The organism is Streptomyces anthophorae, from assembly GCF_049310305.1.
Taxonomy (GTDB): domain Bacteria; phylum Actinomycetota; class Actinomycetes; order Streptomycetales; family Streptomycetaceae; genus Streptomyces.
This window is the reverse complement of sequence record NZ_JBLWQQ010000001.1, coordinates 5,785,011-5,802,503: the sequence shown is the minus strand read 5'-3', so window position 1 is coordinate 5,802,503 and position 17,493 is coordinate 5,785,011. Positions and strand designations below refer to the sequence as shown.

Sequence of the window (17,493 nt, the reverse complement as noted above, 5' to 3'; positions counted from 1 at the left end):
ATCCCCGCCGGACAGGCCCTACGGTTCCCCTGACCTGCAAGTTTTATATGAGACGAAGCGCCCTCCGGAGCCGTGTGCACTCAACCTTGCGCTCTGGAAGGTCGCGACCGGGATCGCTGCAGTCCAACATGATCCATCGACAGCAGCCCGACTGTGCGCCCTGGGAACAGGTTCCGTTTATGCCAGGGCCTCGCTACCTTGGTCGGCCATCGGCCGATAGCACGGCCAGTTGCCCATGGCGGAGGCCGCGCCAACAAGTCGACGGACAGTGTCGCAGCCAGCGACAAGGGGGAAATTGTGCCGGGATGGGTCCTTGCTTGGGATGGGAAGCCAGAGAACTTTCGCCCGGAGACGGATGGTGCCCCGGGCCATGAGTTTCGTTGGTCGATGGCTCAGCACTTCAAGGGCGCCGAAGCCCCGCAACCGGGCGAGCCGTTCCTCCTTTGGAAGGCGGACTACAAGGCCCGCCGACAGGTAGTGATCGTGCAAGGAGAGGTCGTCTCTACCGAGCCCTTCGAAGAGGGCGGGCAATGGTGGATGAGAGTCGTCGCCAAGGACAGTAACCCGATCTCGGTGAGCCGAGATGACTTGCGAAGTGATCCCGTACTCACCAATAAAGGAACCTTTATCGAGTGCGGTTTGTTCAACCGTCGAGGCAGCAACCACCAAAAGGGCCCGTACCGGCTCACGAAGGAAGAGTGGATGCGTCTACTCCACCACCTGGCAACCCCTGGCACCTGACCGCCGCCACGTTCGGGGCCACAAGGCAATCTGTGTCGAATGCGTGTCGAAGTTCGCGTGCCCCGGTGCATGCGTCGTAGCAGAGATGCAGGTGAGCCCCGTAGTGGCGCTCTTGCCGCAACGCCCCTTCTAAGCGCTTGGCCGCAGGTTCGAGTCCTGCCGGGGGCGCCTTTCTTAGGCCCTACTCCGGTAGGGCCTTTTTGCCGTTCAGGGGGTTGCCGGGCGGCGATCGGTCGCGGTGATCGGGAGCCGGGGCGGCACCGCCCCGGTCTCGTCCTCGGTTTCGGGGAGTTCTCCGGCCGCTTGTGTGACCTGGAAGGGCCGTGGCAGAAGGGCGCCTCAGGAGGCGGACGGCTCGATCTCGCCCGCGAAGACGATGACCTCGTCGATGAGGCTCCGGCGCAGATGGACGACGTCCGTTCCCGCCAGGCGGGGGCCTCCGTCCGGTGTGGTGAAGACCCACTGGTAGCGGGCCCACTCGCCGGGCATGTCCACCGCTGAGCAGCGCACCATCGTGCCGGTTCCCGCCGGGTGGCGCCGGATGTCCAGCACGAACCGCTCGACCGCGGCGATCCCTTCGCTGCGGCCCAACGGCCCCCAGAAGACCACGTCTGAAGTCAGGGCCTGGGAGAGCAGGGAAGTCACATAGTTGTCGTCCGAGGTGTTGAACGCGGAGATGAACGTGTCGATCGCGGAGCGTGCCGTCTCTTCCTCCATGCCCCAGTAATACCAGCCGTTGCGCGTGCGCCGGCCGGACGAGCAGCACTCGCTCCGCCGCCCCCGGGCCCGGGTGGGGTTCGGGCTGCGCCATCCGGCCAGGCGGTCACTCCCGGCCGGAGGCCCTGGAGGCTGCGGTCACCAGCCCAGGGCGGACCCACTCGGCGCAGGGCTTCTGTGACGCCGGACCGCGACATATTCGTCATTGGACGTCACAGTCCCCAGGACAGGGCGAGGCCCCTCCGGGCGGGTCAGGTCAAGGCTGCCGCGCAGGGCGGCGCACCGTGTCCGCGAGCCGCGCCACCCCTGGGGTCATGCGGCCGCCGGGCAGCGGTACTTCGTTCTTCCTGCTCACACCGTTCTCCGTTCGGACATCCGGCACGTCACCGCCCGCTCGTCCCCTTCACCCCGCTCTTCTCCCCCTCCCCTTTCGTCACCGTTCCGCAACAGCCCCCGCCCCCGTGAACCGCCTCGTCAGGTGCCCCGTAGAGCCCACTGTGCGCGGATCTACGACCGCGGGCGAACCGAGACGAGAGAAGGACGCGAGATGGCCGGCGGCAACATTCAGATCAGCCCGGACGAGATGCGTGAGGCGTCCACCTGGCTTCAGAACCAGAAGGAACTCATGCAGCAGAGCCTGCACGAGGCCAACACCAAGATGGACGAGATGGTCGAGGCGGCGTACGCGACGCCGGGTTCCGAGAGCAAGTTCCGCCCGTACTGGGAGGAGTACAAGAACGGCACCGAGAAGGCCATCGAGGGACTTCAGGGTGTCAGTGAGTTCATCAAGCAGGTCGCGGACGCGTTCGTCGACACCGACGACCAGACCGCCGGCTCCATCGGCTGAAGCTCACCCGCATCGCCCGGCCCCGCTCTCCCTGTGAGGGCGGGGCCGGGCGGCCGGGACAGGAGAGGGGACACCGATGGGCAAGATCAGCGTGCCTGTTCAGGATCTGAAGGACACCGTCAAGGAGCTCCAGAACATCGGGGACCTGATCGGGAACTCCGCGACGCTCTACAACGCCACGGGCGGGGCGGACGACTTCAAGAGTCTGGCCGGCGACAGCACGCTCGCGGACGCCCTCGACGCCTTCGACAAGGCGTGGGTGGCGGGTCACGAGCGGGTTCACGACAACGTGAAGACGTTCGCCGACAACACGGACACCATCGCCGAGAACTTCACGCAGACGGACGACGAGACCGTCAAGTCGCTCGAAGAAGACAAGCAGGACGCGTGACGGAGGAACGTCACCCGGGAGGGAACAGCGCAATGACGGAGCCGGGCACGGAGCGGCCGGAGGCGGCCGCGCCCGCGGAGTACAGCCTGAGGTTCCCCGACTCGTGGTGGCATCTCGACCTCGACCCGAGCACGCGGGACGCGTCGATCCGCCGCCGCATCGAGGCACAGGTGGAGAAGGCACCACAGCTCACCCGCGAACAGGTCGACGGCCTGATCCGCAGCACCCGGCGCATCGCCCGCGAGGCGCACGCGCAGGGCGCGCTGCGGGCGTCGGGCATGCTCAGGATCCTGCGTGCGGGCAGCGGCCCGCTGGTGCTCAGTGCCACGACGGTGGTGCTGCGGATCACCGTTCCCGAGGGGGAGTCGGAGGATCTGGCGGACCTCGTCATGGCCGCCGGCGTGCAGCTCGGCACCGACGCGGAGAGCAGCGGACTGCCCGCCGGCGAGGTGGAGTTGGTGGAGCTGCCGCACGCCGGGGCGGGCGGGCGGATCACCCGGGTCGAGGACGTGGACTACCAGGGGAAGCGGGTGCCCACCGCGGTGCGGCACACCCTCGTCCCGGTGCCCGGCACCCACGACTACCTGGTGATCGCCAGCTCGACCCCCAACGTCGATCTGGCGGAACAGTTCTACGAGGTCTTCGACGCGATCACTGAGTCGCTCCGCTTCGGCGACCCGGCCGACGCAGAACAGGGAAAGTGAGGTTACGGCCATGGCCCGGCCTGCGGTGTCCGACTGGGAAGACGTCTTCGGGTTCTCGGACGACCCGACCCCTGGAGACGCGGACATGCTCGGCGATCTCGCCCGCCAGTACCGCTCCGTCGCGGACAACGCGGGCGACGCCCTGCCCCTCGTGTCCGGCCTGGAGAACGACCAGGTCGGCGAGGGAAAGACGATGGACAAACTCCGCGACAAGCTGGGCGACCTGGCCGAGCAGGTGCGCAAGCTGCACAGCTCCTACGACCAGGCCGCCGGCGCCCTCGATGTGTACGTGCACTCGCTGAGGGATCAGCAGCGCAACGCCGACAACGCGCTCGAAAAGGGGCGCGAGGCCAAGGCGCGGCTCGATTCGGCCACCGATGTGGTGAGTGCGCTCACCGCCGACATCAGTCATCTCGACGGCCAGAAGCATCCGCCGGACGACAAGGAAGCGCGGGCCAGCACCCGGCGCGCCCTCGACGAGGCGCACAGCAAGCAGTCGTCGGCGCAGGCGCAGGCCGACGACGCGCAGGCCGACCTCGATGCCGCTCGCATGCTCGCCGAGGACGCCCGGCAGGTGCGCGAGGAGGATGCCGCTGTCGCCGCGCAGAAGCTGGACGACGCCCGCGGTGACTCCGTCGAGGGGTACAGCCTCTGGGACAAGATCAAGAAGGCGTTCAGCAAGGCCCTCGGCATCATCAGTGCGGTGTTGGGTGTGCTCGCGATGCTCATCCCCGGTATGCAGGCCCTGGGCATCGCGCTCACCATCGGTGCGGTCGTGGCCGGTGCGGCGTCACTGGGCATCAATATGTCGATCATGGCCGAGACCGGCGACTGGGACATCGGCGAGATCGTCCTCGGCATCGTGGGAATGGTTGCCGGAGGTGGCGCGCTGCTCAAGGGCGCCGGGAGTATCGGCTCGGCCCTGAAGGACGTGGCGCGCACCGGGCTGAGCAAGATCAACTCGGCCTTCCGTATCAACGGCCGCGGCGGGGGCATCAAGAAGTGTGCGACCGACCCGGTGGACGTGGCCACCGGCGAGATGCTGCTGCCGCAGACCGACCTGGAGCTGGACGGTGTGCTGCCGCTGCGGCTGACCCGGACGTTTCTGTCGACGTACCGCTACGGGCAGTTCTTCGGGCCGTCCTGGGCCTCCACGCTGGACGAGCGTCTCGAAGTCGACGGCCGGGGGCGGGCGTTCTGGGCGCGTGAGGACGGGTCGATCCTGAGTTACCCGCGACTCCCCGAGGCCGGCCCGGCAAACGACCTGGTGTGGCCCGAGGAGGGGGCGCGCCTGCCGCTGGCCGCCGAGGAGACGGCCGAGGGCGAGGTCGCCTACTCGGTCGCCGATCCGCACACCGGCATCGTCCACCACTTCACGGACCGCGCCACGGACGGCGCCGACGGCGACACCCGCGTGCACTGGCTGGTCCGGTGGCACGACCGGAACGACAACGAGGTGCGCATCGAGCGGGAGGAGGACGGATCGCCGACGGCGATGGTCCACTCCGGCGGCTACCGCGTGGAAGTGAACTGTCTCCTCGGGCTGCTCCTCGACGTGGCGGTCGCCACGCCCGAAGGGCCCGTCGAGGTGATGTCCTACCGGCACGACTCGGACGGCAACCTCAGCCATGTCGTCAACTCCAGTGGCAAGGCGCTGGTGTTCGACTACGACGAGCAGCACCGCATCACCGCCTGGACCGACCGCAACGCCTCCACCTACCGCTACGTCTACGACGACGCGCATCGCGTCACCGAGACCATCGGTCCTGAGGGTTATCTCTCCTCGCAGTGGTCCTACGACCCCGTCGAGCAGCGCAACCACTACACCGACGCGTGCGGCGCGACGACCGTCTACCAGCTGAACGATCTGTATCAAGTCGTCGGCGAGACCGACCCGTTGGGCAGCACCACCACATCCGAGTGGGACCGCTGGGACAACCTCCTCGCCGAGACCGACGCCCTCGGCAACACGATCCGGTACGAGTACGACCGGGCCCACAACCCCACCGTCATCGAACTCCCCGACGGCAGCCGGTCCACGGCGACGTACAACGCGCTGAACCTCCCCGTCACGATGACGGACCACGCCGGGGTGGTCTGGCACCAGGAGTTCGACGAGCGGGGCAATCTGACCGCCGTCACGGCACCGGGCGGCGCCACGAACCGGTTCACCCACCACCCGGGCGGCGCGGTCGCCTCGGCGATCGACCCGGTCGGCGCGGAGGCCTCGTACGAGGTGGACGGCGCGGGCCTGCCCGTCGCCATCGGCAACCCGGCCGGTGAGCGGTCGACGATCGAGCGCGACGCGTTCGGCCGGCCCACGGTCATCACCGACCCGGCGGGCGCGGTCACCCGCGCGGCCTGGACCGTCGAGGGCCTGTTGACGGAGCGGACCGCGCCCGACGGCCGGGTCGAGCGGATGACCTGGGACGGCGAGGGCAACTGTCGCGCCTCCACCGACGCCGCGGGCGGCATCACCCGCCACGAGTACACGCACTTCGACCTGCTGTCGGCCCGGACCACTCCTGACGGTGTCCGCCACACCTTCGCGTACGACCCCGAACTCCGCCTCACCCAGGTCACCAACCCGCAGGGTCTCACCTGGGACTACACCTACGACCGCGCAGGCAACCTGATAGCGGAGTCCGACTTCGACGACCGTGAAGTCCGTTACGAGCGGGACGCGTTGGGGCAGGTCGTCTCCCACACCACGCCGCTGGGAGCGGAGATCACCTTCCGGTACAACTCCGTCGGCGAGCTGGTGGAGAAGAACGTGGCGGGCGCGGTCACCTCGTACGCGTACGACGCGGCCGGGGCGCTCGTCCGGGCGGTCTCCCCCACCTCGACGCTGGAGTTGGAACGGGACGCCCTCGGCCGGATCGTGGCCGAGACCGTCGACGGACGGGCCACCCGCTTCACCTACGACGTGCTCGGTCGGCGCACCTCCCGCACCACCCCGACGGGCGCCGTCAGCGAGCTGGGCTACGACGGGCGCGGCAACCGCGACACCCTCACCTCCGCCGGCCACCGCCTCGACTTCACCCATGACGTGGTGGGGCGGGAACTCGCCCGCGTATGGGGCGCGTCGACCTCCCAGGCAAGCGCGGGCTCCGGGGTGAGCGCGACGACCGCTTGGGACGTGGCCGGGCGCTCGGTCTCCCACTCCCTCGTCGCACCGGGGCGCACCCTGCGCGAGCGGTCCTACACCTACCGGGCCGACAACCACCTGACCGGCGTCGCGGATCGCGCGACGGGCAAGCGCCAGGACATCGAACTCGACCCGGTCGGGCGCCCGTTGACGGTCACCGCGGACGGCTGGACCGAGTCCTACGCGTACGACCAGGCAGGCAATCAGACGGCGGCCGACTGGCCCGCGAAGGCGCCCGGCGCCGAGGCCCGCGGCGAACGCACCTACACCGGAACCCGTATCCAGGCAGCGGGTTCGGTCCGCTACGAGTACGACGCCGCGGGCCGCATGGTGCTGCGCCAGAAGCGCCGGCTTTCGAGAAAGCCCGACACCTGGCGCTACGAGTGGGACGCCGAGGACCGCCTCACCGCCTGCGTCACCCCCGACGGCGTCCAGTGGCGCTACACGTACGACCCGATGGGGCGCCGCACCGCGAAGTACCGCATGGCCGAGGACGGCGTGAGCGCCGTCGAGACCGTGCTGTTCACCTGGGACGACTCCAACCTCGCCGAGCAGACCGACACCACCACCGGCGTCACCCTCACCTGGGACCACGACGGCCACCGGCCTCTCACCCAGCTGGAGCGCAAGCCGCGGGGACAGGGCGAGTACGATTCGCGCTTCTTCGCCATCGTCACCGATCTCGTCGGCGCCCCCACCGAACTCGTCGACGAACAGGGCGACATCGCCTGGCGCTCCCGCACCACCATCTGGGGCACCACCGCGCACAGCCGCGATGCCACGGCGGTGACACCCTTGCGTTTCCCGGGTCAGTACGAGGACCGCGAAACCGGCCTGTACTACAACTACTTCCGGCATTACGACCCGGAGAGCGGCCGGTACACGGCACCGGACCCCCTGGGGCTCGGTCCCGCCCCCAACCCGGTGGCGTACGTCGACAATCCGCAGTCGTTCAGCGACCCGCTGGGTCTGGTCCCCTGCAACGAGGCGGACCCCACCTGGGGCGGGAAGGTCAGGTTCTCGAGCGACCGCCTCAAGCGCCCCGGGAGGATGTCCTCCAAGCTCGACCCGGGCATGACGGGCGGCAAGACCAATGCGAGGCCGACGACCGAGCCGCCGGGTTGGGCGGGCGGAATGACAAAGACCGCCACCCCGATGAATCGCGGCCATCTGCTCGGCGCCCAGCTCGGCGGCTCGAACAAGCACCCGCTGAATTTCGTCACCATGCACCGCAATACGAACGCGCCGGTCCATGTGCACTACGAGAACGAAATTCGCAAGGCGCTTGATGTCGGAGAGAACATCAAGTACAACGTGACGCCCATTTACAAGGGGAAGAACCCGATCCCGACCCACTTGAAGCTGGACGCCTCGGGAACCAACGGGTTCAAATTCAGCCATCACAAGACCGGGCAGCTCATCAACCAGGTGGTGTTCCCCAACAAACCGAAGTAATAGCGCCCCCGCACGACCGGCGCAGGGACGGTCGGAGAACTCGTAAGACTCCTACGAAATTGAGGTTAAGGCCATGGTCCGGCCTGCGGTGTCCGACTGGGAAGATGTCTTCGGGTTCTCGGACGACCCGACCCCCGGCGATGCGGACATGCTCGGTGACCTCGCCCGCAAGTACCGCTCCGTCGCGGACAACGCGGGCGACGCCCTGCCCCTCGTATCCGGTCTGGAGAACAACCAGGTCGGCGAGGGAAAGACGATGGACAAACTCCGGGAAAAGCTCGGGGATTTGGCCAATCAGGTGCGCAAGCTGCACGACTCGTACGATCAGGCCGCCGGTGCGCTCGACACGTACGTCCATTCCCTGCGCGATCAGCAGCGCAACGCCGACAATGCCCTGGAGAAGGGGCGTGAGGCCAAGGAGCGGCTGAACTCGGCCACCGATGTGGTGAGTGCGCTCACTGCCGACATCAGTCATCTCGACGGCCAGAAGCATCCGCCGGACGACAAGGAAGCACGGGCCAGCACCCGGCGCGCCCTCGACGAGGCGCACAGCAAGCAGTCATCGGCGCAGGCGCAGGCCGACGACGCGCAGGCCGACCTCGACGCGGCCCGGATGCTCGCCGAGGACGCCCGGCAGGTGCGGGAAGAAGACGCCGCTGTCGCCGCGCAGAAGCTGGACGATGCCCGCGGTGACTCCGTCGAGGGCTACAGCCTCTGGGACAAGATCAAGAAGGCGTTCAGCAAGGCCCTCGGCATCATCAGTGCGGTGTTGGGTGTGCTCGCGATGCTGGTGCCCGGGCTTCAGGGGCTCGGCATCGCGCTCACCATCGGTGCCGTCGTCGCCGGTGCCGCGTCACTCGCGATCAATATCGCCGATATGGCCGAGACAGGTGATTGGGACATAGCCGGCATCGTGCTCGGTGTCGTCGGCATGATCGGAGGCGGGGCCGGACTGCTCAAGGGGATCGGCGGGATCGGCCGGGCGCTCAAGACGCCCAAGCCCGGCGCGGTCAAGACCCCGGACGCCCGTGGCGTGGGCCGCGGCGCCGACAGGCGCACCTGCGCGACCGACCCGGTCGATGTGGCCAGCGGTGAGATGTTGCTGCCGGAGACCGATCTGGTGCTGCCCGGTGTGCTGCCGCTCGCCATATCCCGTACGTACCTTTCGACTTACCGGTACGGGCAGTTCTTCGGGCCCTCGTGGGCCTCCACCCTCGACGAGCGTCTTGAGGTCGGAGAGCGGGGGCGGGTGGCGTGGACCCGTGAGGACGGGTCGATCCTGTTCTACGCGGGTCTGCCCGGCGCCGATTCCCATGACAGCGACAACTCCGGTGTGCTGCCCGAGGAAGGGGCCCGGCTGCCGCTCGCCCGTGCAGGGGACGCGGAAGACGGCTCCACCTACCGCGTCACCGACCCGCACACCGGCGTCGTTCGCACCTTCGTCAAGCACCCCGATGACCCCAATGGCCTTTACTGGCTGGCCGGTTGGCGCGACCGCAACGACAACCACATCACCGTCGAGCGCCTCTCCGACGGCACCCCGACCGCACTGCTGCACTCCGGTGGCCACCGCGTCGACGTCCACTGCCTCGCCGGCCTGATCCTCGGCCTGAAGGTCGCCGCGCCCGACGGCTCCGTCGAGGTCATGTCGTACGAGCACGACGCCGACGGCAATCTCACGCATGTCGTCAACTCGTCCGGGAAGCCCATGGTGTTCGGGTACGACGAGCACCACCGGATCACCTCGTGGACGGACCGGAACAACTCCATCTACCGGTACGTGTACGACGACGAGAACCGCATCACCGCGACCATCGGGCCCGAGGGATATCTGTCGTCGAGTTGGTCGTACGACCCCGACGAGCGGCGTACGCACTACACGGACGCCGAAGGCGCCACGACGGTCTACCAGTTGAACGACTTGCACCAGGTCGTCGCCGAGACCGACCCGCTGGGCAACACCGTCCACTCCGAGTGGGACCGTTGGGACAATCTGCTGTCCCGCACCGATGCCGTCGGGAACACCGTCCGGTACGAGTACGACGAGCGGCACAACCCGACCGTCACCCACCACCCGGACGGCACCAGCTCCACGGTGGCGTACAACGGGCTGAATCTGCCGGTCTCGGAGACAGGTCCCGACGGGCGCGTCGAGCGGCAGGAGTTCGACGAGCGGGGCAATCTCGTCGCCTTCGTCGCGGCCGACGGGACCGTGCACCGGCTGACCAGGCATGCCACCGGCGCCCTCGCGTCCGTCACCGATCCGGCGGGCGGCGTCGTCACGTACGAGGCCGACACGGCGGGGCTCGCCGTCGCCGTCGTACGGGCGGACGGGAGCAGGTCGACGGTCGAGCGCGATGCCTTCGGGCGCGTCGTCGCCGTCACCGATCCGCTGGGCGCGGTCGCGCGCAACGAGTGGACCGTCGAGGGGCTGCTGGCGAAGCACACCGGGCCCGACGGCCGGGTCGAGGTCAGGACCTGGGACGGGGAGGGCAACTGCCTCTCCGTCACGAATCCTTCGGGCGCCACCACCCGCTACGAGTACACCCACTTCGACCTCGTCGCGGCCCGCACCGGTCCCGACGGCGTGCGCCACACCTTCGGCTACGACCGGGAGCGGCGCCTCACGCGGGTCACCAACCCGCAGGACCTGACCTGGGACTACACGTACGACGAAGCGGGCCGCCTGATCCGCGAGTCCGACTTCGACGACCGTGAACTCGGCTACGTGCACGACGCGTCGGGCCGTATGGTCGCCCGTACGACGCCGCTCGGCGAGCGGATCACCTTCGAGTACAACGCCGTCGGCGAGATCGTGCGCAGGGATGTGGCGGGGGCCGTCACGTCCTACGACTACGCCCCGTCCGGGGATCTCGTCCGTATCTCCTCCCCCGATTCGACGGTGGAGTTCGAGCGGGACGTCATGGGGCGGGTCGTCGCCGAGACCGTGGACGGGCGGCGTACCGCGTACGGGTACGACGTGCTGGGCCGCCGCACCTCCCGTACCACGCCGTCCGGTGTCGTCACCGAGCTCTCCTACGACGAGATGGGCAACCGCGACGGTCTCTCGGTCGACGGGCACCGGGTGGCGTTCAGCCACGACGTGCTCGGCCGGGAGGTGGCGCGTGCGTGGGGCGATCGGACCGTGGCCGCCACGACCTCGTGGGACCTGGCCGGGCGCGCCGTCGCCCGCGGCCTCACCGCCTCGGGGCGCACCCTGCGCGACCGGCACTACACCTACCGCGGCGACGACCTGCTCACGTCCGAGACGGAAACCGTCACGGGCCTGCGCCGGCAGATGGAACTCGACCCGGCCGGGCGCCCGTTGACGGTCACCGCCGAGAACTGGTCCGAGTCCTACGCCTACGACCAGGCCGGCAACCAGACGTCCGCCGACTGGCCGGAGAAGGCGGGCCGCGCCGAGGCCCGCGGTGAGCGCGCCTACACCGGTACGCGCCTTCAGGCCGCGGGCGGCGTCCGCTACGAGTACGACGCCGCGGGCCGCGTCGTACTGCGTCAGAAGCGCCGTCTGTCGAAGAAGCCCGACACGTGGCGCTACACGTGGGACGCCGAGGACCGGCTCTCCGCGTGCGTGACGCCGGACGGTGTCCAATGGCGCTACGCGTACGACCCGTTGGGCCGCCGCACTGCCAAGTTCCGTATGGCACAGGATGGTTCGGTCGCGGAGACGGTCCGCTTCACGTGGGACGAGAGCCGGCTCGCCGAGCAGACCGACAGCGCCACCGGCATCACCACGACCTGGGACCACGACGGCGGCAGCCACCGTCCGCTGACCCAGCTGGAGCGCAGGCCCCGCACCCAGGACGAGTACGACTCGCGGTTCTTCTCGATCGTCACCGACCTGGTGGGCACGCCCACCGAACTCGTCGACGAGCGGGGCGGCATCGCCTGGCGCTCCCGCTCCACCCTGTGGGGGACCACCAGCCGCAACCGCGACGCCGTGGCCCTCACCCCACTGCGCTTCCCCGGCCAGTACGAGGACAACGAAACCGGCCTCCACTACAACTACTTCCGCCACTACGACCCCGAGACCGCGCGCTACACCTCCCCCGACCCGCTGGGACTCGAACCGGCCGACAACCCGGTCGCGTACGTCCACAACCCGCACACCTGGGTCGACGTGCTCGGTCTGGCTCCGCGCACCTGCCGGCCGCGCGCGGAGCCGGTCCCCGAGAGCAAGCACTTCCCCAGCCGCCACGCCGCGTTCCGGGAGGCCAAGCGGGATCTGGGTCTCTCCAGGTACCAGCACCCCGACTACGTCGGGCGGGTTCCGATGGCGAAGCCCAACGGCAAGGCCATCAAGAAGGAGGACGGCGTCACGGACATCATGACCCGCGAGTACCACTACACGCGCAGGGACGGCAGCGAGGTGGTCATCCAGGAGCACTCCGCGGGCCACCAGTACGGCGCCGCGGGCCGCGAGGGCGACCAGGGAGCGCACTTCAACGTGCGCCCCTCGGGCAACACCCGCAACGGTAAGGTCGCCGGGACCTCGGAGCACTACAGCTGGGGGCCCCAGCCCAATGGCTGAATCGCGCGTACCGACCGGAGGGCGGCACATGAACTGGACCGATCACGTCGACCTGTCGACGGGACTCGTGAAGATCTACGCGGGCGAGGTGCCGCCCCTGCGCGGTGTGCACCTGCACGCCGTCGACCTGCACCGGGACGGCCCCACCCTGTCCCTGCGCTTCGACCTCGACGGCTACCCGGCGGGCCCGCCGAGCAAGTGGGTGGCCCAGGGCTTCAACCGGGTCCAGGTCGTGCTGGCCGTCACCGGCATCGACTCCTGCTCGATCGACGGGTTCGACACGGACCCGGTGGTCGACATCGACCTGGAACGGGGTGACGGCGGCCTTGTCGTCGCGGTGAACTCGGACGACGTCCGGGTGCGGGCCGTCGGACAGTCGGCGTACCTGGCCAAGATGTCGGCCTACCAGGAAGGCGACGGCTGACCGTCGTCCCGTCCCCGTACGCATGTGAGGGCCCCCGCCGAAATCCTCGGCGGGGGCCCTCACACAGGCACAGGCTTCAGTTCGCCGCCGCCGGCAGCACCGTCTCCGGCACCTGGATCGTCCTCAGCACCCCGTCGCCGAGGTGCAGGATCGCGCGCCCTGCGGTGGGGGCGTTGAGGCGGCTGCGCGGGATCTTGACGCCGATCAGGTCTCCGTCGCTCATGTTCTGCGGCTTGAGGAGCAGACCGCAGCGGTTGCGGCGGGCCTCCGTGTGCCAGCCGGAGAAGCCGGAGGAGAGCCGGTCGGTCTGGCCCGCGATGACCAGGCCGCGGCCGTTCTCCGCGCCGGACTTGGCGATCTGGGTGAGGACCGGTTCGGCCTTCGTCTTCAGCAGCAGGTCGGCGTCGTCCAGGATCACCACGGCGCCCTTCGGCGCGGCCGCGAGGACCTGCTCAAGGGCCGTGGGGTCGATGTCGGACTCCTCGTAGACCGCGAGGACGCCGGGCCGGCCGGCGAGCCTGCGCAGCGGCGACCTGGAGGGCGCGCCGATGACGATGGGCGTCTTCGTCGACAGCAGCGACATCGCGAGCGTCGAGAGCACCGTGCTGCGTCCCGAGCGGGCGGGGCCGGAGACCATGAACGTCGGCGTGACCGAGAAGTCGGGCCCCGCCGCGGCGAGTTCGTCGCCGCCGACGCCCGCGATGGCCCACCGCGGCGACGGCAGCCTGCGCGGCACGTACTGGATCGCCTGCTCCCAGCTGAGCCGGTCCGGCAAAGTGTCGACGCGGAACGGGCGTGTGGAGGCGGGGAGTTGGGCCGCCCGCTCCTGGCAGTGGGAGGCGATCTGGTGCAGCACACCCGCCTGCGCCTGGCCCTCCGGGTTGTCCGTGAGGAGCGCGATCTGCACCTCCGCCTTGTCGGCGGCGCGGAAGGCGCGGCCCGGCGGGATCTCGTCGGGGACGTTGCGCTGGGTGATGCCGATCTGGCCGTACTCGGACTTCTCGTTGAGCTTGAGGACGAGCTTGTCCTCGGTGGAGCCGTTGACGCGGCTGGAGAACAGCGCGCGGTCGCCGGTCATGAGGAGGTGGATGCCGACGCTGGCGCCGTCGCGGAGCAGGTTCATGACGGAGGCCAGCAGGTTCCCGGAGTCGTACTCGCCGAGCTGCTTGTCGAAGACCTCCCAGCGGTCGATGAACAGCACGATGTGCGGCGGGCGTTCGGCCTCCGGCAGTGCGCGGCGCAGTTCCGGCAGGTCGGCGCTGCCGCGTGCGGCGAGCATCTCCTGGCGGCGGGTCAGCTCGCGGGTGAGGCGGGCGAGCAGCCGGGCGACGCGGTCGGGCTGGGTGCGCTGGGTGATGGCGCCGCAGTGCGGCAGGCCCTCGATGGGCAGCAGTGCGCCGTTGCCGCAGTCGATGCCGTACATGTGCAGCTTGTCGGCGCCGTGTGCGAGGGCCATGGCGCCCGCGATGGTGCGCAGCGTCTGCGACCTGCCCTGGCGGGGCGAGCCGACGATGTGCAGGTGGCCGAGGGTCGCCGGGTCGATGACCAGGGGCTGGCGCGCCTGCTGCGCGGGCAGGTCCACGACGCCGTACGGGACGGGCTGGAGGTCGTAGCCGGTGGGCGCGGGGGCCGGGAGTTCGCGGGTCACGAGGGCCTCGGGCAGCGGCGGGAGCCAGGGGCTGTGCTGCCGGGGGATGCCCATCTCGCGGTCGGCCTCGCGGATCGCCGTGACGAGCCCGGTGAGGTCGGTCTCGACCTCGGCAGGCGCGGCGGCGGCGCGGGGCCGCGCCGGGAGCGGGTCGCCGAGGCGTTCCCAGCCGACGGCCACCGCCCAGGGGGCGGGCAGGGAGCTCGTGGCAGCACCGGGGCGCCGGCCGCCCACCCGGCCCGACTGGAACGGAACGAGCGAGTTCTGGCCGAGGCGGACGTACGCCCGGCCCGGGTTGCTCTGCGAGATCCCTGCCGCCTCACCGGAGTTGATGACGTCCTGGCTCTCGCCGGAGTCTGTGACGCGGAGCGCGATGCGCAGGTTGGTGTTGGCGCGGATCTCGGAGGAGACGACGCCGCTGGGGCGCTGGGTCGCGAGGATCAGGTGGATGCCGAGCGAACGGCCCCGCTGGGCGATGTTGACGAGGCCCTTCACGAAGTCGGGCAGGTCGCGGACCATCGAGGCGAACTCGTCGATGACGATGAGGAGTCGGGGCATCGGGTCGCGGCCCGCGTTCGGCTCGCGCTCCAGCAGATCGACGTAGTCCTCGATGTCCTTGGCCCCTGCGGCGGCGAGGATGTGCTCGCGGCGCGTCAGTTCGGCCGTCAGGGACACCAGGGCGCGCTCCACGAGGTGCGCGTCGAGGTCGGTGACCATGCCGACGGTGTGCGGCAGGTCGACGCAGTCCTTGAACGCGGAGCCGCCCTTGTAGTCGACCAGTACGAAGGTCATCGCGTCGGGGCGGTTCGCCACGGCGAGGGAGGCGACGATGGTCTGGAGGAGCTCGGACTTGCCGGAACCCGTGGTGCCCGCGACGAGGCCGTGCGGGCCGTCGCGCTTGAGGTCCAGGTGGAACGGGCCGTCCAGGGAGACGCCGACCGCCGCGCGCGTCGAGCGGCCGCCGGCCGTCCAGCGGGCCCGGATGCCGGAGGACTGCGGCGGGTCGAGGGCGATGACGTCGAGCAGCCGCGCGGAGGCGGGCAGCACGGCGGCCTCCTCGTCGCCGCCGCCCGGGTCGCGCAGCGGGCCCATCGCGCGGGCGAGGGAGCGGCAGTAGTCGACGGAGACGAGGTCGGGGCGGACGCCGGTGACGGTGCCGCGGCCCGAGCGGCCCACTCGTACGGTGCCGCCGGGTTCCTCGGCGACGACGGCGAGGCACTCCTCGGGCAGCAGCAGTTCCTCGGCGTCGAGGCAGACGGCGCGGACGCCGACGGCCGGTCCCTCGCGCAGGATCTGCGTGACGCCGGGCAGCGAACGCAGCCTGCGGGCGCCGTCGAGGACGACGAGGACGTCGGGTCCCGCGGGCTTGCCGCGCCGTTCGGCCGCCGTCGCGGTGGCGCGTTCGGCGATCAGCGCGGTGAGTTCGGCGACACGGCGGGCGCAGCTCTCGGTGCCGTAGCCGATGGAGGCCGGGATGTCGCCCGACTTCTTGCGGACGTGCGGCAGCCAGCGCAGCCAGGACCAGCCGTCGCGGCCCTGTTCGCCGGTGGTCAGCAGGTGGATCTGGAGGTCGCGGGGGCTGTGCAGGACGGCGGCCTGGGCGATGGCCCAGCGGGCCACGGAGCGCGCGGCGGGGCCCTGGCCCGCGATGCCGAGTACGTGGTGCTCGCGCAGCGGCACCGTCACGGGGACGTCGTACGCGGTCCACGGGTCCTGGCGGCGGTGCTCGTCCTTCGTCGGGTCGTGGAGGACGACGTCGGAGTCCATGTCGTGGGTGCCGACGCGTAGTTCGAGGAAGTCGGCGTCGGTGGCGCGGCGCTCCCAGAGGCGGCGGCGGGGGCCGACGGCGGTGAGGACGACCTCGGCCGGGTCCGGGAAGCCGCGGCGGCGGGCGGTGCGTTCGGCCGTCAGGGCCTCGTTCGCGTCGCCCTCGATGCGCGCCTTCTTCTCCTCGAACTCGGCGACCCTTTCGGAGTGGGACTGCTTTCCGGAGCGGCGGCTCATCACGTAGTTGCCGACGATCACGACCGGGGAGAGCAGCCCGAACAGCAGCATCGACATGCGGCCGAAGGCCAGGGCGCCCGCGACGGCCATCACGATCGGGGCCGCGGCGGTGATCCACGGGAGCGGCCTGGCGGCGAGCGGGGCGGGCGGCGAGGGCAGCGAGAAGTGGGTGGCGCGCTCGGCGGGGCGAAGGCGCGGCGGCCGGTTGTAGTCCCAGCCGGTGCCGTCCTCGGACGCCTGCACGGCGGCGTCCGGCTTCTGCGGGAGCGCGAGCTCCAACAGGGTTGCGCCGACGAGGAGTTGACCGCCGACGGGCCAGGACGCCGCCTCGGTGAGGGGCTCGCGGTCCAGCTGCGCCGCGCCGTCCCCACTGGCGTCGGGCGCGATCCGGCAGCGCCCGCCCGGGCCCACCGTGAGCACGGCGGAGGGCCGCTCGGGGACGGCGCGCAGCACCTGCGCGGAGCCATCGTGGCCGAGGCCGATCCGGTACTCGCCCATGTCGAGCCGGTGCACGGCGCCCGCGCCCGGACCGCCGACCGCGCGCACCTCGACGAGCCCGTCCGGTTCGACGGACGCGGCGCCCGCCGGGCGGCCGAGGCCCACGATCGCGGCGTGCTTGAGCGGCGCGTCCCGCAGCCGCAGGTCGGCGGGGAGCAGCCGGTCGTCGGCGTACAGGCCGAGGCCCTCCGGGGGCCGGTGGACGCCTCCCGCCCCGGCAAGGGCCGACGCGACAGCGCTCATGGGCGTGTCGGGGTCGGCGTCGAGATGGACGTCGAACGCGTCACCACCCGCCTCGACCACGGTCAACATCAACGACACGAAAACGTCCTCCAACCGGCGTGAATGAGGGGATTCGAGAACC

Annotated in this window: 9 protein-coding genes; 7 read left to right on the top strand and 2 right to left on the bottom strand. The window is 70.2% G+C overall.

Translation table 11 applies throughout. The features are described from left to right. The first annotated feature begins 387 nt into the window (after window positions 1–387). Window positions 388–741: a hypothetical protein gene (locus tag ACNYS0_RS26360; RefSeq protein WP_422476932.1), complete on the top strand. Its 354-nt coding sequence runs from the start codon at window positions 388–390 to the stop codon at window positions 739–741. 339 nt (window positions 742–1,080) lie between these two features. Here the strand turns inward: ACNYS0_RS26360 and ACNYS0_RS26355 are convergent, their stop codons facing one another. Next, on the bottom strand, window positions 1,081–1,458 hold the full coding sequence (locus tag ACNYS0_RS26355; protein WP_422476931.1) for a nuclear transport factor 2 family protein: 378 nt from the start codon (window positions 1,456–1,458) through the stop codon (window positions 1,081–1,083). A 547-nt stretch (window positions 1,459–2,005) separates the two neighbouring features. Between ACNYS0_RS26355 and ACNYS0_RS26350 the strand changes: the two genes are divergently transcribed. From ACNYS0_RS26350 to ACNYS0_RS26325, 6 genes are all read left to right on the top strand, one after another. Then, window positions 2,006–2,305: a WXG100 family type VII secretion target gene (locus ACNYS0_RS26350; protein ID WP_111662277.1), complete on the top strand. Its 300-nt coding sequence runs from the start codon at window positions 2,006–2,008 to the stop codon at window positions 2,303–2,305. A 76-nt stretch (window positions 2,306–2,381) separates the two neighbouring features. Beyond that, window positions 2,382–2,696: a hypothetical protein gene (locus ACNYS0_RS26345; protein WP_422476930.1), complete on the top strand. Its 315-nt coding sequence runs from the start codon at window positions 2,382–2,384 to the stop codon at window positions 2,694–2,696. Window positions 2,697–2,728: 32 nt separating this feature from the next. Beyond that, window positions 2,729–3,400, top strand: coding sequence for a hypothetical protein (locus tag ACNYS0_RS26340; RefSeq protein ID WP_422476929.1), 672 nt, complete (start codon window positions 2,729–2,731; stop codon window positions 3,398–3,400). Window positions 3,401–3,410: 10 nt separating this feature from the next. After that, window positions 3,411–8,003, top strand: a complete 4,593-nt coding sequence (locus ACNYS0_RS26335; RefSeq protein ID WP_422476928.1) for a DUF6531 domain-containing protein — start codon at window positions 3,411–3,413, stop codon at window positions 8,001–8,003. A gap of 88 nt (window positions 8,004–8,091) precedes the next feature. Then, entirely contained in the window at window positions 8,092–12,555 is a 4,464-nt protein-coding gene (locus ACNYS0_RS26330; RefSeq protein ID WP_422476927.1) for a DUF6531 domain-containing protein, read from the top strand. Between the two features lie 28 nt (window positions 12,556–12,583). Further along, window positions 12,584–12,979, top strand: a complete 396-nt coding sequence (locus ACNYS0_RS26325; RefSeq protein WP_422476926.1) for an Imm50 family immunity protein — start codon at window positions 12,584–12,586, stop codon at window positions 12,977–12,979. Between the two features lie 76 nt (window positions 12,980–13,055). On the opposite strand, the gene ACNYS0_RS26320 is transcribed toward ACNYS0_RS26325, so the two are convergent. Beyond that, the gene (locus ACNYS0_RS26320; protein WP_422482784.1) at window positions 13,056–17,441 is read right to left on the bottom strand and encodes an FtsK/SpoIIIE domain-containing protein; all 4,386 of its coding nucleotides are present in this window, start codon (window positions 17,439–17,441) and stop codon (window positions 13,056–13,058) included. Window positions 17,442–17,493 lie beyond the last annotated feature (52 nt).